This is a genomic window from Stenotrophomonas sp. PS02300 (assembly GCF_029959395.1).
Lineage (GTDB): Bacteria > Pseudomonadota > Gammaproteobacteria > Xanthomonadales > Xanthomonadaceae > Stenotrophomonas > Stenotrophomonas maltophilia_AD.
The window spans coordinates 1-19,547 of record NZ_JASCOP010000010.1; the positions used below are offsets into that span (position 1 = coordinate 1).

The window sequence follows — 19,547 nt, forward strand, 5'->3', positions numbered from 1 at the left end:
GGTGGCTCTCCCGGGCCCCCATCCACCCCCGGCCCGGCGCTCTGGCGCGCGCCCGGCGGTCGGAGACTGCGCTGGATCCTGATTGCCCGGAGAGAGGGGGGCGCGCAGGATCCTGCGCTACTACCCTCGCTTACGGAACATCGAAATGATCGCCAGGATCAGGAACACCACAAACAGGATCCAGGCAATGTTGCTGGCAGCGCCGGCGATGCCGGAGAAGCCGAGCACCGCCGCAATGATGGCGATGACAAAAAAGATTACGGCGTAGTGCAGCATGTCGATCCTCGCGTCGTGCGTGCCGGATTGGCGTGCTGCCATCTTCACCAACCCCCGGTGTTCAGGAAGTGATGGATTCCTCGCCGCGCGATGAAGCCTTCAGCCTCGTGAGTCCTTCGTCAATGCTGACCTGCGGTACATAGCCGAAGTCGCGCCGCGCCGGTTCCATGCTGTACCAGTGCGGCGTGCACAGCTGCTCGGCGAGGAAGCGGGTCATCGGCGGTTCGCCGCGCAGGCGCAGCAGCGGCCACAGCCGTTCGGCCACCGCGCCGATGCGGTAGGCGGTCTTGAAGCTGATCGACTTCTCCACCGGCGGCGCGCCGACGGCGGCCATCAGCTTGTTGAGCAGCTCGCGCATCGGCAGCGGTTCGCCGTTGGAAATGAAGTAGGCCTTGCCGGCGCACGCCGCGCCCGGGGCCAGGTGTTCGAAGGCCAGGAAGTGGGCCAGCGCGGCGTTGTCGATGTAGGTGGTATCGACCAGGTTGGTGCCATCGCCGACGAAGCGCAGGCGGCCGGCGCGCGCGCGTTCGGCCAGGCGCGGCACCAGCTGCTGGTCGCCCGGGCCCCAGATCAGGCGCGGGCGCAGTGCGACGGTGGCCAGGGTGGCGTCGTTGGCGGCCAGCACGTGCTGCTCGGCGAGGGTCTTGGTGGCCGCGTACGGGGCCTGGAAGTTCTCGCCATACGGCACTTCATCGGCACCCAGCCCTTCCACCGGGTGGGTGGCGCGGTGGGTGACGCTGGGCGTGGAGGTGTACACCAGCGTGCGCACGCCGTGGGTGCGGCAGGCGGCGATGACGTTGTCGGTGCCGACCACGTTGGCCAGGTGGTAGCTCTCGTAGCTGCCCCACGCGCCGGCCTTGGCGCCGTTGTGGAACACCGCATCCACCCCGGCCACCGCGTGGCGCACGGCGTCGGCGTCGGCGAGGTCGCCGCGGATCTGGCCCACGCCCAGCGCGGCCAGCGGCGGGTAATCGCCGCGGTTGAAACTGAGCACCTCATGGCCGCGCGCGACCAGGCCACGGCACAGCGCCTGGCCGAGGAAACCACCACCACCGGTGACAAGGATCTTCATGCGGGTTGTTCCATTCGGGTTGCGGCCCAGACCGCGAGCTTCTCGCGGCCGATCTTGGCGTTGTGGCGGATGTCGACCGGGAAGCCGGGGTGCAGCAGGAAGCGTTCGATGCGCAGCGTGCCGGCATGCGCGGCCGCTTCATCACGCAGCCGCCTCTGCAGCGCCGGCGAATCGGCGGTGCCCGGCTGCAGTTCATAGCAGAGCACCGGCAGCTGCCTGCCAGCGTGGCCCACGCCGACCAGCGCGGTGCGCGCGACGCCGTCCAGCGCGTTGAACACCGGCTCCACCTGCTCGGTGTACAGCGGGCCGTGCGCGGTTTCCAGGCGCTGGGTCTTGCGCCCGCAGAACCACAAGCGTCCGTCGGCATCGAAGTAGCCGACATCGCCCATGCGGTGCACCACGCGGGTGCTGCCGTCGGCGCGCGTTTCGCTGATCTTGGCGGCGGCGGTGGCCTGCGGGCGGTTGAAGTAGCTGTCGGTGGCGGTCGGGCCGGCCACGGTGATTTCACCCACCACGCCCTGGGCGACTTCGCGCGCCTGCGACCACTGCGGCAGCGGGGCGTCGTCGATGGCGATGATGCGCACTTCGTTGGGCGCCACCACGCGGCCCACGCAGGTACCGGCGCCGGCTTCGGTGGCCTGGCGGGTGCTTTCCAGCTCGCGGCCTTCGATGACCGCCACCGGCAGGCATTCGGTGGCGCCATAGGGGGTCCAGAACTGGGCATCGTCGGGCAGCAGGCGGCGGATGCGGGCCACCACGTCCGGCGGCACCGGCGCGCCGGCCGAGGTTACCCGGCGCACGCCGGGCAGCGGCTGGCCGTGGTCGGCCAGCACCCGCATCAGCGCGGGCGAGCCGAACAGCTGGGTCACGCCGAAGCGGGCGATGGCGTCGTGCAGCTTGCGGGGGTCAGCCTTGGCCGGGCGGGTCGGGTCCATGTCCGGAATGACCGAGGTCAGCCCCAGCGCCGGGTCGAACAACGCGAACGGCGGGAAGGTGGGCAGGTCGACCCCGCCGGCCTCCATGCCGAAGGCCGAGCGCAGCAGGTCCACCTGGCCGACGAAATGGCGGTGGCGGTAGACCACGCCCTTGGGCACGCCTGTGGAGCCGCTGGTGAACAGGATGGCGGCAACATCCTCGCCATCGGTGGCGGCCATCGGCTGCGGTTGGCGCGCGCCCTGTGCTTCGAGCTGGTCCAAGGTGGTGCCACCCCAGCCCCAGCGGCGGCCGACCGTGACCAGCCGGGTGGCGGACGGGCACCAGCGCAGCACCAGCCGCGCTACGTGGGCCAGGCCGATGCCGATGAAGGCGTCCGGCTGGGCCTCGTCCAGGCACTGCTTCAGCGCGCGCTTGTCGATGCCGGGGTCGACCAGCACCGGCACCGCGCCGTTCTTGAACAGCGCGAACATCAGCAGGAAGAACTCCGGGGAGGGCCGCACCATCACCACCGCGCGCACGCCGCGACCGATGCCGTAGGCGGCCAGGCCAGCGGCCATGGCGTCGCTGCGCGCGTCCAGGGTGCGGTAATCCAGGGTCACGTCATAGCGCGCCATGCCCCCGGGGCCGGGCCGGCCGGGGCAGCGGATGGCGATCTGGTCGGGGCGTTCGCGGGCCAGTTCGGGCAGGCGCGCGGCGATGTTGATCGGGCTGTTCATCCGTTCATTGTCGCTGCTGCAGAAAATTCTTGCGCGGCGGCCGCAGGCGTGGAAAATTCGCCCCCTTCGTCTATCCACGCAAGGCGTGGATCTACCCTCTTTCGGCCGGTACCCCCATGTCCCATCCCTGCATGACGTGCGGCGCCTGCTGCACCCAGTACCGCGTGGCCTTTCACTGGATGGAATCGGACGAGGTCACCCCCGGCGGCGTGCCGCACCAGCTGACCGAACCGCTCGACCCGCACCGCCTGTGCATGCGCGGCACCCATTCCAAGCCGGTGCGCTGCGTGGCGCTGGATGCGGAGATCGGGGTGTATTCACGCTGCAGCATCCACCCCAACCGGCCCAGCGTGTGCCGGGAGGTGGATGCGTCGTGGGAGTTCGGCAAGGCCAGCCCGCAGTGCGACAAGGCGCGGGCGATCCATGGGCTGCCGGCGCTGAGCCTTGAGAGCTGGGCCTGGCGGGATGGCGCGGACCACCCCGACGCGGCGTGACCGGTGCGCGTGACGACCAACGGTATGCCCGCCTGCGGCGGGCACCCTTCGGGCCGTCGACGAGCGACGTTGGCAACGGCGTTGCCGCTGCCTGCGTCACCTACCGCCGCACCCGAGGTAGGTACCGACCGTTGGTCGGTACTCCGTTAAATCGGGTTCTGGTCCAGGAAAGCTCGGATTTCAGGCACCAGCACTTCGTGCTTGTCTTCCAGCACGTAGTGCCCGGCATCCTCGAACGCGTGCACCTGCGCCTGCGGCAGCGCGGCCTGGAAGCCCTTCAGGAAGTGGTGGTCGAACACGAAGTCGCGCAGGCCCCAGCCGATGAAGGCCGGGCGGTCAGCGAACGACGGCAGCGCCTTGCCGGCGCGTTCCAGCAGCGACCAGGCCTTGTCGGCCGGGCTCAGCGGAATGTCCTGCATGAAGCGGATGGTGCTGATCCGGTTGGCGTAGCTGTTGTACGGCGACACGTAGGCACGGCGCACATCGGCCGGCATCTTCCGCTCCACGCCCAGCCACGAGGCACCGGACGAGAACGCGTTGAAGGTGCGGATGATCCACTCGCCGATCTTCCAGTGCCGGCCCAGCGCGATCTGCCACGGCATCTGCTTGGCCGCCGGCATCGGGAACGCGGCGGTGTTGAGCACCACTAGGCGCTTGACCTGCGCATGGTGCGACAGCGCCCAGCCAAAGCCGATCATGCCGCCCCAGTCGTGCACGGCCAGGGTGACCGGGCCGGTGATGCCCAGGTGCGCCAGCAGCGCGTCCAGGTCGTCCACGCGCGACTGCAGGGTGTATTCGTAGTGCGCGTCATCGGGCTTGTCCGACAGGCCCATGCCGATGTGGTCGGGCACGATGCAGCGGTAGCGGTCCGACAGCCCGGCCACCAGCGTGCGCCAGTAGTAGCTCCACGACGGGTTGCCGTGGACCATCACCACCACCTCGCCATCGCGCGGGCCCTCGTCGAGGTAGCCCATGGTCAGGCCGGGGCGGACTTCGAAGCGCTGGGGATGGGCGGGGTAACCGGGAAGCTTGGGCATTGATCTGGGTCGCGTGGGGGCTGCGTGTTGCCCGCGTGGATGTCCCGGGCGCTGGTGCGCATTGTCGGACACAACCGCCATGGGGGATAGGGGGAACGCTTTTCTACCTGCTGGGCGGCAGTACATAACGCTGCGTGGCATGGCTGTCGTCTGAAAGCAGCTTCAGGTACGCCGGGTGCAGGAACAGTTTCTCCTTGCCCATCCGTTGTTCCTCAAGCACACCAATTTCCACGAGATCCCGTAGGTAGCGCGCGGCGGTTTCGCGCTTGGCGATGCCGGCGTCCACCACATTCTGGATACGCGAGTAGGGCTGGCTGAAAAGCACGTCAACCAGTTCGCGGCTGTACGTCTTGGGTCGCTGCGCACGGATCCACTCGCACGCCTGCTCGTGCAATCCACGGATCGCGTCGATCTTGGCCCCGGTCCATTCCGCTGTATCAGCGACAGCGTTCAGCATGTAGGCAATCCAATCTGCCCACGCGCCATCCACGGTGACGCCCTGCAGCAGTCGGTAGTACTCGGCCTTGCGCTCGATGATGTATCGCGAGAGGTACAAAACCGGGCGATCCAGCAGATCCTGTTCCACCAGCATCAGTAGATTCAGCACGCGGCCGGTGCGCCCATTGCCGTCGGTGAATGGGTGGATCGCTTCGAACTGATAGTGCGCAACTGCCATTCTGATCAGCGGATCGATGTCTCGCTCTTCGTGGATGAACCGTTCCCAGTTGGTCAGCTTTTCGCGGAGCAGCGCCTCACCCACCGGAGGCGTGTAGATGACCTGCCCGGTCTGTTGATTGGCCAAGGCAGTGCCTGGCACCCGCCGGACCTGCATCTGTGCGTTCTTGATGCGGCTGCAGACAACTTCAGCCGTCGCCGTCGACAGCGGTCGATCGCGCAATGACTGATATCCCTCCTGCAAAGCGCTGCGGTAGCGCAATGCTTCTCGCGTTGCAGGATTGGCAGCAGCCTCGTGGTCAGCGAAGCGGAACAATTCGTCGGCCGTAGTGACGATGTTCTCGATCTCGGAACTTGCTTGCGCTTCCAGCAGTGGAATGGTGTTGATCAACACCGCCGGATTGGGCAGATGCCCCGTGGCCTGCCGCAGGGACGCCAACGCCTTGTGCGCCTGAATGCATGCCTTGAGCAGCGCCTTCGTTTCCAGCTCCCCAGCAGGCGGCAACAAAGGCAGATCGTTGTAAGGAGATTGGACGTCCATGGGAGCGTTCATGTCGATGTGATCGTCATGATGCCTCCTACATGTCGAAAAATGCATTCAATTAATACATGAATGCGCAGTTTTGAGGGCAACTACGACCCTTTTTGTCTCATCCGGACATCGATCCGGACCGCCAAACCGCGACATGGACCAGCCTCAGACATGTGAGGCTGGTCCGCGGTACCGCTTACCAGACCACTTCAGCCATCGAGCAGTTCAGGCCCGAACCGATGCCGAGCAGCGCGATGCGGTCGCCCTTCTTCAGGCGGCCCAGTTCCTTGAGCTTGCTCAGCACGATCGGCACCGAGGCCGGGCCGATGTTGCCGTGCTCACCGAAGATGGTCATCACCTTCTTCGGGTCGATGCCGAAGTTCTTGATGAAGGCAGCGGTGTGCGGCTGGCTGACCTGGTGGATGACGAACTGGTCCAGTTCCTCCACCGCCCAGCCCAGTGCTTCGCGGGCGGCCAGGAAGGTCTTCTGGGCCAGCTTGATGCCTTCGATCAGCAGCATGCGGGTGTCGGTGACCATGCGGTCCAGGTTGCCGCGGCACAGCTGGTTCCACTCGGTGGCCGAGCGGGTCACGCCACCGCGGTAACGCGGCGCGTCGGGCACCAGTTCGGTGCGCGCCATGACCATGGCGGCCGCGCCACAGCCCAGGGTCAGGGCGGCCATCTCGTTGCGGAAGTCGTCGGCGGTCACGCCCGGCAGGGCCATGCGCTCGAGGGTCTTCTCGTAGACGAGGTTGGCGGTTTCGCCATCGACGATCAGCGCATAGTCGATCTCGCCGCGTTCCAGCATGCGGGCGGCGATGTCCATGCCGTTGATGAAGGCCAGGCAGGCATTGGCGACGTCGAAGGTCATGCACTGGTCGCTGACGCCCAGGTTGCCCGAGACGATGCTGGCCGTGGACGGCTCCAGGTAGTCGCGGCTGACCGAGGTGTTGACCAGCAGGCCGATCTTGTCGGCGCCGATGCCGGCGTCGTCCAGCGCCTTGCGGGCAGCCAGGGTCGCGGCGTCGGAGGCGAGCATGTCCGCGTCCCACAGGCGGCGGGCGTGGATGCCGGCGATATCGCCCAGCACGTCGGTACGGATGCCCAGGCGATCCAGCGTCGGCTGCAGACGTTCGTTGATTTCCTTGGACGTCAGCGTGTGCGGCGCGTCGATGTGCGCCAGGCCGGCGATCGATACATTCTTGAAGAGCATCAGTTAGCGCCAAGGCTCAGGCAAAGGGGGCGCTATTGTAAGCCCCCTGCGCCTTCACCGCACCTTTACGAATTCACGTCCGGGCGTATGGTACCGGCCCGGACCTGACGGGTTCAGCGTGGCGGGCACTGGAAGGCAGCAAAGCGCTGGCTGCCATCGGCCGGCAGGCCCGACGCCTGGACCGCATTCGCGCCGGCACTGGGGGCCTCGTTGCGGGCCAGGGTTTCCAGTTCTTCCTGCACCCGCAACGGGTTGCGGTTGTAGAAGCCGACCTTGTCCTTCACGGTGACCACCACCTCGCCCTTGGTCACGCAGCCGGTGGGAACCGGGCCGGACGGCAGCACGCGGACGGTCTTGCCCACCGGTTCGATCGGCACCCAGGTGCAGGCAGTGGCGCTGAGGGTCAGAACGGAAAGCAGCAGAAGGCGCATGGCGGGGATGCTCGTGAAGGTCATTGGGGCGATTCTGCCTGAACAGGCTGAATCGCGGGTGCACAGGCAACCCGGGGGCGGGCCAGGGGCCCACCCCCTTGGCGGTTATTTCACCGGCTTGCCGTCGGCATCGATGATGGTCACCTCGCCCAGATTCAGCGCGCGCACCGGGGCCTCGGTCTGCTTCAGGTCGCCCACCACCACCCAGGTCAGGGTCTTCGGGTCCAGCGTGGCGGCCGCCTGCTGCACCTGGGCCGGGGTCATCGCTTCGATCTCGGCCTTGCGCTTGAACACGTAGTCGTCCGGGCGCTCGTAGCGGACGATGCCGCTGATGGTGCCCAGCACGGCGCTGGCGGTCTCGTAGGCGCCCGGCAGGCTCAGGTTCTGGATGTTGCGGATGCGGGTGACCTCGGCCGGGGTGATGGTTTCGGCACCGGAGGCGAAGTCGGCGATCTCCTTCTGCATCTCCTTCATCGCCTCGGCGGTCTTGTCGATCTGGACCGGGGCCACGGCCATCCACGGGCGCTGGCCCAGGGTGCTGCTGGCCATGGTGCGGGCACCGTAGGACCAGTGCTTCTCCTCGCGCAGGTTCATGTTCAGGCGCGAGGTGAAGTCGCCGCCGAGCACGCCATTGGCGATGTCGAAGCGGGTGGCACCCGCGTCCATGGTGGAGGGCACCACCTGGCCGGCGAACAGGTTGGCCTGCACCGCGCCGGGCTGGTCGATCAGGTACACGCGGGCCTTGGCCGGGCGCGCGACATCCACCGGCGGCTTGGCCTGCGGGGCCGGGGTGCTGCTCTTCCAGTCGCCGAGCTGGCGCTCCAGCAGCGGCACGATTTCCTTCAGGGTGGTGTCACCGACCACGATCAGGGTGCCCTGCTCCGGGCGCAGCCAGTCGCGGTGGAAGTCGACCAGGTCCTCGCGGGTCAGCGACTGGATGTCGGCTTCGTTGCCGCTGCCGGTGAACGGAATGGCGTACGGGTGGCCGGCCCCGTACAGCAGGGTGGGCAGCACGCGCATGGCCGAGGCGTTCGGGTTGACCTTCTCCTGCTGGATGCCGGCGATCCAGGTGGCCTTGACCCGGTCGATCTCGGCCTGGTCGAAGCGCGGCTGGCGCAGCATGTCCGCGTACAGGGCCAGCGACGGCGCCAGGTTTTCCTTCAGCGCCGACAGGTAGACGGCGGCGCTGTCCAGCGAGGCCGAGGCGCCCAGGCTGGCGCCCAGCGCGTCGGCGGCATCGGCGAACGGCAGTGCGCCCAGCTTGCCGGCGCCCTCGCCCATCAGGTCCATGGTGAAGTTGGCGGTGCCGGACTTGCGACCCTGGTCGGCGGTGAAACCACCGGGGAATTCATAGCTGAACTGCACCACCGGAATGTCATGGCGTTCGGCCAGGATCACCTGGGTGCCGTTCTTCAGGGTGGCGCGGTGCAGCTGCGGGAAATTCAGTTCCGGGAAGGTCTTGGTCTGCGGCACGCCGGTGCTGCGGTCCACCACGGTCGGGCCGGCGCTGAACTTGGGATCCACGCCCGGCACAGTGAAGGGCTTGGGGGTGGCCGACGGCAGCTCCGGCAACGCTACGCGCGCGCCCGGTTCCACCACCAGGGTGTGGTCGCCCACGCCCAGCCACTTGGCGCCGGCGGCGCGCACGTCGGCGGCGCTGGCGGCGTCGATGTTGGCCAGCGAACGGCGGAAGCAGCCCGGGTCGCCTTCGAACACGGCGCACTCGGCCAGCGCGTCGGCCTTGCCGCCGAACCCGCCGATGCGCTCGATGCCCCGGATGAAGCCGGCGCGGAACGCGGTCTTGCCACGGCTCAGCTCATCGGCGGTGGGGCCGTCCTTGACCAGGCGACGCACTTCCTCGTCGATGATCGCTTCAACCTTGGCCGGGTCCACGCCCTGCTTCACGGTCGCCATGATCACGAAGTTGGAACCCAGCTGCGAGGTGTAGGCACCGGCGCTGATGTTGTCCACCAGCTGGTCCTTGTGCAGCAGGCGCTGGTCCAGGCGCGAGGACTTGGCCCCGCCCAGCACCTGCGCGAACAGCTGCAGCTGGTCGATGTCGGTGGTGCCGGTCTGGGCGACGTTCCAGACGCGGTAGATGCGTGCCTGCGGCACCTTGTCGGTCATGGTTTCGCGGGTGGATTTCTCGCGCTTGGCCACGTTGACCGCCGGCTGGGCCATGCTCGGGCCGGCCGGGATGTCGCCGAAGTAACGGGCGACCTTTTCCTTGGCGGTGGCCACGTCGATGTCGCCGGCCAGCACCAGCACCGCGTTGTTGGGGCCGTACCAGGTGCGGAACCAGTTCTTGACGTCGTCCAGCGAGGCCGCGTTGAGGTCGTTCATCGACCCGATCACGCCGTGGTGGTACGGGTGGCCTTCGGGGTACATGGAGCGGGTGAGCTTGTCCCACACCTGCCCATAGGGCTGGTTCTCGCCTTGGCGCTTTTCGTTCTGCACCACGCCGCGCTGTTCGTCGAGCGCGGCCTGGTCGATCGCGCCGAGCAGGTGGCCCATGCGGTCCGATTCCATCCACAGCGCCATGTCCAGCGCGGTGGTGGGCACGTTCTCGAAGTAGTTGGTGCGGTCGGTGTTGGTGGTGCCGTTCTGGCCGGTCACGCCGACCTGCTTGAACGGTTCGAAGTATTCGCCGGCGTGGTTTTCGCTGCCCTGGAACATCAGGTGTTCGAACAGGTGCGCAAAGCCGGTGCGGCCGGCCGGTTCGTCCTTGCTGCCCACGTGGTACCAGATGTTCACCGCCACGATCGGCGCCTTGCGGTCGGTGTGCACCACCACGCGCAGGCCGTTGGGCAGGGTGAACTCTTCAAACGGAATGTCGACCTTGGCGACCTGGGCCGGCCTTGCCATCACCGGGGCCGGGGCGAAGCTGCCCAGGGCGGCGGAAAGCGCTACAGCCAGCAGCGCGGCACGCGGTCGAAGTTGGGAGGTCATTCCGTTTCCTTGGTCATGAAAGTGAAGGGGGATGCTAGCCCGGGACTACGGGTAAAGGCATCGGCCAACAGTCACTCCCTTTGTCAGGGAACTTTCCCGGCGCGTCGCTGACCGCCGCGGCGCCTTCTGCCGCCACCTGAACCCCTGTCCGGACAGTCGCGCAGCCCGGGATCGGACAGGTGTCCGGACAGCGGACACTTTTCGGACCGCATAAAACCCTTTCAAATCAACAACTAAAAGTTGGCACGGGGCCTGCTTATACCCAAGTGCGGAAAGGACACGATCAAACCAAAGCTGACTGATCGCTGAACACAACGCGGAATCTGAAAATTTCTCTTGCACTCCCAGATTCGGTGTACTACATTACTACCACACCACTGCTCACCAACACTAAACAGGCCCCGTCATGAACACCAAGACCATCGCATTTGCCATCGCCCTCGCTGCCGGCTCCGCGTTTGTTTCGAACGTGCATGCCGCTTCCGCCATCACCACCCTGCCGACCGTGCAGGTCCGCCCCTCCGCCGACCAGCTGGCCCAGGCCGAAGTCGAACGCACCAGCAGCATCCCGACCCTGGCGCTGGTGGAAGTCCGCCCGACCGCCGGCCAGATCGCCGAATACCGTGCCGAACTGGCCAACAGCCAGCGCGTCACCACCTTGGCCGCCGTTGAAGTCCGCCCGACCGCCGAACAGCGCGAAGCCTTGGCTGCCGAGCAGAACGACCGCAGCACCGATTACATGGGTGCCCTGGCCACGGCCGCCGGCACGATCGCCCGCGACGTGATCATCAACCTGCCGACCCTGCAGGTGCGCCCGTCGCCGAACGACCTGCAGGCCTTCGCGGTTGAAACCGCTTCGGTGCTGGTCCGTCCGTAACCCGGGTATCGACCCACGGTCGATACCTGTCGGAGGGTCGCGGCGTAACATGTACGCATGACCGCCACCCCTACGTTCCATGTTGTGTTGTTCCAGCCGGAGATTCCCCCGAATACCGGCAATGTGATCCGGCTCTGCGCCAATACCGGCGCGCGACTGCACCTGATCGAGCCGCTCGGTTTCGACCTGAGCGACAAGCAGCTCAAGCGCGCCGGCCTGGATTACCACGAATACGCTCGACTGCAGGTGCATCCGGACCTGGATACCGCCCTGCAGGCCATAGCCCCCAAGCGCCTGTTCGCCCTGAGTACCCGCGGCAGCGTGCGTTATGACACCCAGCAGTTCGAAGACGGCGATGCGTTCCTGTTCGGCCCGGAAACCCGTGGCCTGCCGCAGGACGTGCTGGATGCGTTGCCGCACGGCCGCCGCCTGCGCCTGCCGATGCAACCGGACAACCGCAGCCTGAACCTCTCGAACACGGTCGCCGTGGTGATGTACGAAGCGTGGCGGCAATCGGGTTTCGCGGGCGGGGCGTAACGCGTATCGACCAACGGTCGATACCTACCGAACGCGTATCGACCAACGGTCGATACCTACCGAACGCGTATCGACCAACGGTCGATACCTACCGGTAGCGCACGACCGTTGGTCGTGCGGCCCGTCAGAACGCGTTGATGCCGGTCAGTTCCCGGCCGATCACCAGCTGGTGCACGGTCTCGGTGCCCTCGTAGGTGATCACCGATTCCAGGTTCAACGCATGCCGGATCGCCACGTGTTCGGTGGTGATGCCGGCGCCGCCGAGCAGGTCGCGGCACTCACGCGCGATATCAATCGCCATGCGGCAGTTGTTCCACTTGGCCAGGCTGACCTGCTGCGGCTGCAGCTGGCCGGCATCCTTCAAGCGCCCCAACTGCAGTGACAGCAGCTGCGCGGTGGTGATGCGCCGGGCCATGTCGGCCAGCTTGATCTGCGCGCTCTGGGTGGCCGCCACCGGGCGCCCGAACAGCACGCGTTCCTTGGTGTAGTTCAGCGCCTCGTCCAGGCAGGCCACCGCCGCGCCGATCGGGCCCCAGCTGATGCCGTAGCGGGCCTGGTTGAGGCAGCCCAGCGGGCCCTTCAGACCCTGCACGTTGGGCAGCCGGTTGCGTTCGGGCACGCGCACGTTGTCGAAGAACAGCGCGCCGGTGAGCGAGGCGCGCAGGCTCATCTTGTGCTTGATTTCCTGGGTGGTGAACCCGGCCATGCCCTTTTCCAGCACGAAGCCCTGGATGCCGTCTTCGGTGTGTGCCCAGACGATGGCGATATCGGCCACCGGGCCGCTGGTGATCCACATCTTGCTGCCGTTGATCACCCAGTCGCCGCCGTCGCGCACCGCGCGGGTCTTCATCGCGGCCGGGTCCGAACCGCCGTGGGCTTCGGTCAGGCCGAAGCAGCCGATCACCCGGCCGGCCGCCATGTCCGGCAGCCAGCGCAGGCGCTGTTCTTCGCTGCCGTAGGCGAAGATAGGGTACATGCACAGCGAGCTCTGCACCGACACGAAACTGCGCAGGCCCGAATCGCCCCGCTCCAGTTCCTGGCAGATCAAGCCGTAGCTGACGGCGTTCAGGCCGCCGCCGCCGTACTGTTCGGGCAGGCTGGAGCCAAGCAGGCCGAGCGAGGCGATTTCCGGGATCAGTTCATCGGGGAAGCGGCCCTGGTCGAAGGCGTCGCCGATGATCGGCAGCACGCGCTCGTCGGTGAAGCGCGCCACCGTGGCCTGCACCGCGCGTTCCTCTTCGGTAAGCAGCGAGCGGACATCGAACAGATCGTACGGATTGAGGGCCATGGGCGGCGACGTCGCGGGGCAGTAGCAGGACCCCCATTGTGATGCCTGGCCCGGGACCGGCCAAGGCACGCCGCAGCACGCCGCTACAATGGCGACCTTCTGTCGCAGAGGCCTTCGCCCATGCAGATCCGCAGCGAGCGTCCCGCTGACGCCGGCGCCATCCATGCCCTGACCCGTGCCGCATTCGCGGAGGCGCCGCACAGCAGCCACACCGAGCAGTACATCGTGGATGCGCTGCGCGCTGCCGGTGCGTTGGCGGTGTCGCTGGTGGCCGAGGATGCCGATGGCATCGTGGGGCATGTGGCGGTGTCGCCGGTGCAGCTCAGTGATGGCAGCCCGGGCTGGTATGGGTTGGGGCCGATTTCGGTGGCGCCGGGGCGGCAGGGGCAGGGGATCGGCGGCGCGTTGATGCGGGCGGCTGTCGAGGCGCTGCGGGCACATGGCGCCAATGGCTGTGTGTTGTTGGGGGATCCGGGGTATTACGGCCGGTTCGGGTTCCGCGCCGAGCCGCGGCTGCGGTTGGCCGGCGTGCCTGCGGAGTATTTCCAGGCGCTGCTGCTGCAGGGCGGGTGGCCGGATGCGGAGGTGGAATACCACTCGGCGTTTGGGGCTGCGGGCTGACGGATGGGGTCCAGCCACGCAGGGCGTGGCTCTACGCGGTTTTTTGCGATCCGTACGGTGGGTTGATGCATCGCACCATAAGGTGGGCAACGTCGGCGATCTAGGCGGAAACGGCGTGTGCCGGTACCCTGATGCATTGATCCAGCAGTTGCGCAGTGACCCGTCGCGCGCGATTCCCAGGCAACCGCCGCCGGCTCCGGCCGGGACGGCACTACCCACGAGTTACGCACCCCCATGAGCGAAGAGACCACCGCCCTGCCCCCGCGTGAAGCCATGGAATTCGACGTGGTGATCGTCGGCGCCGGCCCTGCCGGCCTGGCCACCGCGATCCGCCTGCGCCAGCGCGCCATCGAGGCCGGCCGCGAGCTGTCGGTGTGCGTGCTGGAAAAGGGCTCCGAACCCGGCGCCCACATCCTGTCCGGCGCGATCATGGATACCCGCGCGCTGACCGAACTGTTCCCGGACTGGGCCGAACGCGGCGCGCCGCTGAAGCAGAAGGTCACCCGCGACGAATTCCTGTTCCTCAGCCCGGACGGCGCGCGCAGCACGCCGCATGCGCTGCTGCCGGAATGCTTCCACAACGAAGGCAACTACATCATCAGCCTGGGCGAGGTCACCCGCTGGCTGGCGCAGCAGGCCGAAGCGCTGGAAGTGGCGATCTTCCCCGGCTTTGCCGCCGCCGAAGTGTTGTACGACGAGAACGGCGCGGTGATGGGCGTGGCCACCGGCGACATGGGCATCCGCAAGGATGGCTCGCACGGCCCCAACTTCGAACGCGGCATGGAGCTGCATGCCAAGTACACGATCTTCGCCGAAGGCTCGCGCGGCCACCTGGGCCGCCAGCTGATCGCGCGCTACCAGCTCGATGCCGGCAAGGACCCGCAGGCCTACGGAATCGGCATCAAGGAGCTGTGGCAGATCGACCCGGCCAAGCATGAGCCGGGCCTGGTGGTGCACACCGCCGGCTGGCCGCTGGACAGCGATACCTACGGCGGTTCCTTCCTGTACCACGCCGACGGCGGCAAGGTCGCAGTGGGCTTCGTGGTCGGGTTGGATTACCGCAACCCGTGGATGAGCCCGTTCGAGGAGTTCCAGCGCTTCAAGACCCACCCGTCGATCCGCAAGCACCTGGAAGGCGGCAAGCGCATCGCTTATGGCGCGCGTGCGATCACCGCCGGTGGCCTGCTGTCGCTGCCCAAGACCGTGTTCCCCGGTGGTGCGCTGGTCGGCTGCGAGGCCGGCTACCTCAACGCCAGCCGGATCAAGGGCAGCCACGCGGCAATCAAGACCGGCATGCTGGCCGCCGATGCCGCCTTCGATGCGCTGGCAGCGGACCGCCAGCGCGATGAGCTCAGCGCCTACCCGGCCGCGTTCGACAGCAGCTGGCTGCACGATGAGCTGAAGCAGTCCAAGAATTTCAAGCAGTGGTTCAAGAAGGGCCGCAGCGTGGCCACGCTGATGACCGGTATCGAGCAGTGGCTGCTGCCGAAGCTGGGCATCCGCAACCCGCCGTGGACGCTGCGCCACAGCAAGGCCGACCACGAGTGCCTGGAACCGGCATCGCAGCACACCCGGATCGTGTACCCCAAGCCGGACAACGTGCTCACCTTCGACCGGCTCAGCTCGGTGTTCCTGAGCAGCACCAACCACGAAGAAGACCAGCCTTCGCACCTGACCCTGAAGGACGCGAGCGTGCCGGTGCGGGTCAACCTGGCCGAATACGCCGGGCCGGAAGCGCGCTACTGCCCGGCCGGGGTGTACGAATTCGTCGGCAGCGAAGGCCACGAACAGCTGCAGATCAACGCGCAGAACTGCGTGCACTGCAAGACCTGCGACATCAAGGACCCCACCCAGAACATCGTGTGGGTCACCCCGCAGGGTGGCGGCGGGCCGAACTACCCGGCGATGTAATGCCGTTGCCGCGCCGGTTGCTGGTGCTGGTGTGCTGCCTGCTGCTGGGCGCCTGCGCGCGTGCGCCGCAGACGCCCGAGCAGGCGCGGCAGCAGGAACGCCAGCGTGCGTTCGCGATCTGCGGCGGCTGCCACACGGTCAATGCGGGCGGCGTGCACCGCTTCGGTCCCAACCTGCACGGCGTGCTGGGGCGCCGCGCGGGCAGCGTGGCCAACTATCCCTACTCGCCTGCGATGCAGCGCGCGGACCTGGTCTGGACCGAGCAGACGCTGGATGCGTTCCTGCGTTCGCCGGCCGCGGTGGTGCCGGGGTCCAGGATGGTCAATGCGACCGCTGACCCAAAGCGAAGGGCGCTGGTGATTGAATACCTGAAGGAACAGCCACGTTGATCATTCATCCAGGCTGATCAGGTACTGCTGCAACGCGTCTTCGAACGCGCGGATGTCGTCGGCGCTGGCCGCCAGACCCTGTTCCGGAATCCGCTGCATCAGCGCGCGTGCCTGGGTGGCCAGTGCTTCGGCGCCCAGCGTGCCCAGCCCACCGACGATGCGATGCAGCACCTCCACCGCAGTGTTGCTGTCGCCCATGTCGCGCGCTTCCCAGCCGCGCTGCAGGTCGTCGGCGGTGGCCTGGCGCATGCTGTCGATCAACACCGTGGCCACGTGTTCGGAACCGAAGCGGCGCACGATCGCCGCCCGCGTGGGCGCGGCCGCAGGCACAGCTTCCACCGGCGGCGTGGCTTCGCGCGCAGCGTCATCCGCATCGTCCGAGGGCAGCCACCGCCGCAGTGCCTGGCGCAGCGTGGCCAGCGCCACCGGCTTGGCCAGCAGGTCATCCATGCCGGCCTCGCGGCAGCGCTGCACGTCTTCGGCCAGCGCGCTGGCGGTAAGCGCCAGCACCGGCATGCGCTGGCCGCTGCCACGTTCGCGCTCGCGGATGTGCCGGGTCAGGGTGTAGCCGTCCATCACCGGCATGCGGCAATCGGTGATGACCAGGTCGAAGTGCGTGGAAGCCAGCAACGCCAGCGCGGCTTCGCCATCCACCGCCAGCTCATGCTGCAGGCCCAGCTGCTGCAGCCGCCAGCGCATCAATGCCTGGTTGGTGGGGTGGTCTTCCACCACCAGCACCCGGCGCCGCGCCTGGCCCGGCGGCAGCGGGTCCACATCACCGCCGGGGCGCTGCTCGTCGCGCACGGTTTCCTCGCCGGGCACCAGCGGCAGGCTCAGCAGCACATCCACGCGCGTGCCTTCGCCCGGCACGCTGTGCATCTCCAGCCGCCCGCGCATCAACCCCACCAGGCGCTGGCAGATGCTCAGCCCCAATCCGGTGCCGCCGTAGTGGCGGGTGATCGCCACGTCGGCCTGGGCAAACGGTTTGAACAGCCGCTCGCGCTGCTCGGGGGAAATGCCGATGCCGGTGTCGGTCACCGTCAGCCGCAGCGCCTGCGCCATCTCATCATCGCGCTCCACGCTCAACGCGATGGTCACCGAGCCCTCGTTGGTGAATTTGATGGCGTTGCTGAGCAGGTTGAACACGATCTGGCGCAGCCGCATGCCATCGACCAGGTGCTGATGGGCGACTGCCGGGTCGACCTCCAGGCTGAGCGACAGGTTCTTGTTGGAGGCCTGTGGCGACAGCAGCTGCTGCACGTTGTCGAGCAGGCTGCGCAGCATCACCGGCTGCGGCTCCAGCGGCAGCGCGCCGGCTTCGATGCGGGAGTAGTCGAGGATGTCATCCAGGATCTGCCGCAGCATCTGCGCCGAATCCTCGATCACCGCGATGATGCGCCGCTGCTCACCATCCAGGTCGGTGTGCGACAGCGCTTCGACCATGCCCAGCACGCCACTCATCGGCGTGCGGATTTCGTGGCTCATGGTGGCCAGGAAGTTGGATTTTGCCGCGGTGGCGCGTTCGGCGTCGGACTTGGCGGCGGCCAGCGCATCGGCCTGCGCGCGCGCTTCGGTCACGTCCACCCAGTAACCGCTCCACAGCACCACGCCGTGTTCGGCGGCATACGGCAATGCGCGGGTGCGCACCCAGCGCACCACGCCGTGCGGGCTGGTGCGGAACTCCATGTCCAGCGCGGAGAAATCGCGCGCGGCGTCGTTCAACGCGCGGTTGACCGCCTCGCGGTCGCGCGGGTCGATCTGGTCGACCAGGCGCGTTTCATCGGCGACCACTTCGGCGGTGCTGACCCCGAACATCGATTGCAGGTCGCCGGTGATGTACGGGAAGGTGACCCGGCCATCGCTGTCACGGCGGGCCTGGTAGACGATCGCCGGCAGGTTGTCGGTCACTTCCACCAGCCGCTGTTCCAACCGGCGCCGCATGCCGACCTCGCGGCGCAGCCGCCAGTAGCCCCAGCCATGCACGATGATGCCGGTGAGCAGTACCAGCGACAGTGGCACCGCCCAGCGCGCAACCGAACGCCAGTCCAGCCCGGTGCGGTATTCGGCCAGCAACCAGTCGCCCCGGATGGCGGCGTGCTCGCGCGGGGTGAGGTTGGCCAGCACCCGGTCGAAGGTGGTGGCCAACGGCGCGTACTGGCGCTTGACCGCCAGCGACAGCTGGTCGCTGAAGCCCGCCGGCGCGGCCACGTGCAGCTTGGCCGGATACACCTCGCGCACCACGCGGTCGACCATGGCCAGGTTGCCCACGTACGCATCGGCGTCGCCGTTGGCCAATCGCGACAGCGCCTGCTCCACGCTGCGCGCCGGCACGATGCGCGCCTTGGGGGCGTACTGGAGGATGTAGCCGCGCAGGCGCTCGGGGTCGGAGAGCAGGATGCTGCGCCCGTCCAGGTCGCCCAGGCCCAGCACCGAACGGCTGTTGTTCGGGGTGACGATCACGTTGGGCACGCTGATGAAGGGCTGGCTGAAGACCCAGTCATCGCCCAAATAGTGGGCGTCGTTGGGCATGCCCATCACCACATCGACATCGCCGCGGCGCATCTGCTCGCGGACCTCGAACCAGTCGTGCGCCGGCACGCGGTTCAACTGCGCCCCGACCATGCGCAGCTGGCGCAGGTAGTCGCCGGCCACGCCGCTGGGTTCGCCGGCCGCATCGATGAACGACAGTGGCGACCCGTTCGGCGCATAGCCCATGCGCAACGGGGTGGCCAGGATGCGGCGTTCGGCCTCGCCCAGGATCAGCCGCGACTGTGCCGACCACTGCAGCGGCGGCAGCCAGCGCTTGTACAGCGCCTCGCGCTGCGCGGCGGTCACGGTGGACAGCGCGCTGTCGAGCGCTTCGGCCAGCGGCTGGCGGGCATTGGGAACGCCGAAGTGGAGGCGTTCGGGCGGCAGGTCGCTGGGCCGCAGCAGGGCGATACCGTCAATGCCCTGCTGGCGGATGAGGGTGCTGGCGACGTGCGCATTGCCGATGTACACATCGGCCTTGCCTTGGGCCACCATCGCCAGCGCAGCCCGGGTGTTGGGCGCGGTCACCTGGCGTGCGGCGGGGAAACGTGCCCGCACCTGGTTGCTGGTGAGGAATTCCTGCTCGGTGACCACGCGCAGCCCGGTCAGGTCCGGGTCGCTCGAGGTACGGGTATCGCCCACCCGGCCCACCAGGGCCAGCGGTGCATCGGCGTAGGAGCCGGTGTAGACCATGCAGCGGGTGCGGTCCGGGGTGAGGGTGATGTTCATCACCACGTCGACCTCGCCCCGGCATGCCGCATCCAGCACGTCTGCCCAATCGCGATACACCCGCACCTTCACACGCACGCCGAGCTGCCGGGTCAACAACATCAGGTAGTCATGGCCGAGTCCATCGGGGCGGCCGTTCTGCATGAATTCGAATGGTGGCCAGCCGCTGTCGTACAGCCCCAGTAAGATGGTAGGGTTCCGGTCGATCCATTCAGCCTGGCGCGGTGAGAGCGACGGTGCAGGCGCCGGAGCCGCGATGGCGGTGGCGCCCAGCGCGATCACCAGGCCCAGCACGACCAGCCAGCGGACAACCGAGGTACGCATGCTGTCAGTTC

16 protein-coding genes are annotated in these 19,547 nt (G+C 67.6%); 6 read left to right on the forward strand and 10 right to left on the reverse strand.

All coding sequences use genetic code 11. The features are described 5' to 3' along the window. Nucleotides 1-120: 120 nt before the first annotated feature. The 3 genes from QMX79_RS03765 to oleC all read right to left on the reverse strand — a co-directional run bounded on the left by QMX79_RS03765 (nt 121) and on the right by oleC (nt 3,000). On the reverse strand, nt 121-276 hold the full coding sequence (locus tag QMX79_RS03765) for a DUF1328 domain-containing protein (protein WP_068854496.1): 156 nt from the start codon (nt 274-276) through the stop codon (nt 121-123). Between the two features lie 61 nt (nt 277-337). After that, complete coding sequence (oleD, locus tag QMX79_RS03770; protein ID WP_282244520.1) at nt 338-1,348, reverse strand: 2-alkyl-3-oxoalkanoate reductase; 1,011 nt, start codon at nt 1,346-1,348, stop codon at nt 338-340. Beyond that, a complete protein-coding gene (gene oleC, locus QMX79_RS03775; RefSeq protein ID WP_282244522.1) occupies nt 1,345-3,000 on the reverse strand; it encodes an olefin beta-lactone synthetase in 1,656 nt (551 codons plus the stop codon). Before oleC ends, oleD begins: the two co-directional genes overlap by 4 nt. Before the next feature lie 116 nt (nt 3,001-3,116). Between oleC and QMX79_RS03780 the strand changes: the two genes are divergently transcribed. After that, on the forward strand, nt 3,117-3,494 hold the full coding sequence (locus QMX79_RS03780) for a YkgJ family cysteine cluster protein (protein ID WP_068848335.1): 378 nt from the start codon (nt 3,117-3,119) through the stop codon (nt 3,492-3,494). A gap of 146 nt (nt 3,495-3,640) precedes the next feature. Here QMX79_RS03780 and QMX79_RS03785 read toward each other — a convergent pair whose 3' ends face one another. The 5 genes from QMX79_RS03785 to QMX79_RS03805 form a co-directional block, all read right to left on the reverse strand. Then, nucleotides 3,641-4,531: an alpha/beta fold hydrolase gene (locus QMX79_RS03785; RefSeq protein ID WP_282244528.1), complete on the reverse strand. Its 891-nt coding sequence runs from the start codon at nt 4,529-4,531 to the stop codon at nt 3,641-3,643. Nucleotides 4,532-4,634: 103 nt separating this feature from the next. Continuing rightward, a complete protein-coding gene (locus QMX79_RS03790; RefSeq protein WP_282244598.1) occupies nt 4,635-5,678 on the reverse strand; it encodes a Fic family protein in 1,044 nt (347 codons plus the stop codon). A gap of 256 nt (nt 5,679-5,934) precedes the next feature. Beyond that, entirely contained in the window at nt 5,935-6,951 is a 1,017-nt protein-coding gene (locus QMX79_RS03795; RefSeq protein ID WP_282244530.1) for a 3-oxoacyl-ACP synthase III, read from the reverse strand. Nucleotides 6,952-7,064: 113 nt separating this feature from the next. Beyond that, nucleotides 7,065-7,382 (reverse strand): DUF4156 domain-containing protein, encoded by a 318-nt coding sequence (locus QMX79_RS03800; RefSeq protein ID WP_093535545.1) that lies wholly within the window; start codon nt 7,380-7,382, stop codon nt 7,065-7,067. Nucleotides 7,383-7,487: 105 nt separating this feature from the next. Further along, nucleotides 7,488-10,331, reverse strand: a complete 2,844-nt coding sequence (locus QMX79_RS03805; RefSeq protein ID WP_282244537.1) for a pitrilysin family protein — start codon at nt 10,329-10,331, stop codon at nt 7,488-7,490. 406 nt (nt 10,332-10,737) lie between these two features. Between QMX79_RS03805 and QMX79_RS03810 the strand changes: the two genes are divergently transcribed. Both QMX79_RS03810 and trmL read left to right on the forward strand, forming a co-directional pair. Next, entirely contained in the window at nt 10,738-11,208 is a 471-nt protein-coding gene (locus tag QMX79_RS03810) for a hypothetical protein (protein WP_282244539.1), read from the forward strand. Between the two features lie 57 nt (nt 11,209-11,265). Beyond that, entirely contained in the window at nt 11,266-11,745 is a 480-nt protein-coding gene (gene trmL, locus QMX79_RS03815) for a tRNA (uridine(34)/cytosine(34)/5-carboxymethylaminomethyluridine(34)-2'-O)-methyltransferase TrmL (RefSeq protein ID WP_282244541.1), read from the forward strand. 124 nt (nt 11,746-11,869) lie between these two features. Here trmL and QMX79_RS03820 read toward each other — a convergent pair whose 3' ends face one another. Next, nucleotides 11,870-13,033, reverse strand: a complete 1,164-nt coding sequence (locus tag QMX79_RS03820; protein WP_282244542.1) for an acyl-CoA dehydrogenase family protein — start codon at nt 13,031-13,033, stop codon at nt 11,870-11,872. A 120-nt stretch (nt 13,034-13,153) separates the two neighbouring features. Between QMX79_RS03820 and QMX79_RS03825 the strand changes: the two genes are divergently transcribed. The 3 genes from QMX79_RS03825 to QMX79_RS03835 all read left to right on the forward strand — a co-directional run bounded on the left by QMX79_RS03825 (nt 13,154) and on the right by QMX79_RS03835 (nt 15,954). After that, a complete protein-coding gene (locus tag QMX79_RS03825; RefSeq protein ID WP_282244545.1) occupies nt 13,154-13,654 on the forward strand; it encodes an N-acetyltransferase in 501 nt (166 codons plus the stop codon). A 234-nt stretch (nt 13,655-13,888) separates the two neighbouring features. Continuing rightward, nucleotides 13,889-15,565, forward strand: a complete 1,677-nt coding sequence (locus tag QMX79_RS03830; RefSeq protein ID WP_282244546.1) for an electron transfer flavoprotein-ubiquinone oxidoreductase — start codon at nt 13,889-13,891, stop codon at nt 15,563-15,565. After that, nucleotides 15,565-15,954, forward strand: a complete 390-nt coding sequence (locus QMX79_RS03835) for a c-type cytochrome (RefSeq protein WP_282244547.1) — start codon at nt 15,565-15,567, stop codon at nt 15,952-15,954. Before QMX79_RS03830 ends, QMX79_RS03835 begins: the two co-directional genes overlap by 1 nt. Here the strand turns inward: QMX79_RS03835 and QMX79_RS03840 are convergent, their stop codons facing one another. After that, complete coding sequence (locus QMX79_RS03840; RefSeq protein WP_282244548.1) at nt 15,955-19,536, reverse strand: transporter substrate-binding domain-containing protein; 3,582 nt, start codon at nt 19,534-19,536, stop codon at nt 15,955-15,957. Nucleotides 19,537-19,547 lie beyond the last annotated feature (11 nt).

Coding starts and splice junctions, on each gene's coding strand:
- QMX79_RS03795 (WP_282244530.1), bottom strand. CDS start 6,951: ATGCTCTTCAAGAATGTATCGATCGCCGGCCTGGCGCACATCGACGCG.
- QMX79_RS03785 (WP_282244528.1), bottom strand. CDS start 4,531: ATGCCCAAGCTTCCCGGTTACCCCGCCCATCCCCAGCGCTTCGAAGTC.
- QMX79_RS03835 (WP_282244547.1), top strand. CDS start 15,565: ATGCCGTTGCCGCGCCGGTTGCTGGTGCTGGTGTGCTGCCTGCTGCTG.
- oleC (WP_282244522.1), bottom strand. CDS start 3,000: ATGAACAGCCCGATCAACATCGCCGCGCGCCTGCCCGAACTGGCCCGC.
- QMX79_RS03805 (WP_282244537.1), bottom strand. CDS start 10,331: ATGACCTCCCAACTTCGACCGCGTGCCGCGCTGCTGGCTGTAGCGCTT.
- trmL (WP_282244541.1), top strand. CDS start 11,266: ATGACCGCCACCCCTACGTTCCATGTTGTGTTGTTCCAGCCGGAGATT.
- QMX79_RS03820 (WP_282244542.1), bottom strand. CDS start 13,033: ATGGCCCTCAATCCGTACGATCTGTTCGATGTCCGCTCGCTGCTTACC.
- QMX79_RS03765 (WP_068854496.1), bottom strand. CDS start 276: ATGCTGCACTACGCCGTAATCTTTTTTGTCATCGCCATCATTGCGGCG.
- QMX79_RS03830 (WP_282244546.1), top strand. CDS start 13,889: ATGAGCGAAGAGACCACCGCCCTGCCCCCGCGTGAAGCCATGGAATTC.
- QMX79_RS03825 (WP_282244545.1), top strand. CDS start 13,154: ATGCAGATCCGCAGCGAGCGTCCCGCTGACGCCGGCGCCATCCATGCC.
- oleD (WP_282244520.1), bottom strand. CDS start 1,348: ATGAAGATCCTTGTCACCGGTGGTGGTGGTTTCCTCGGCCAGGCGCTG.
- QMX79_RS03800 (WP_093535545.1), bottom strand. CDS start 7,382: ATGCGCCTTCTGCTGCTTTCCGTTCTGACCCTCAGCGCCACTGCCTGC.
- QMX79_RS03810 (WP_282244539.1), top strand. CDS start 10,738: ATGAACACCAAGACCATCGCATTTGCCATCGCCCTCGCTGCCGGCTCC.
- QMX79_RS03780 (WP_068848335.1), top strand. CDS start 3,117: ATGTCCCATCCCTGCATGACGTGCGGCGCCTGCTGCACCCAGTACCGC.
- QMX79_RS03840 (WP_282244548.1), bottom strand. CDS start 19,536: ATGCGTACCTCGGTTGTCCGCTGGCTGGTCGTGCTGGGCCTGGTGATC.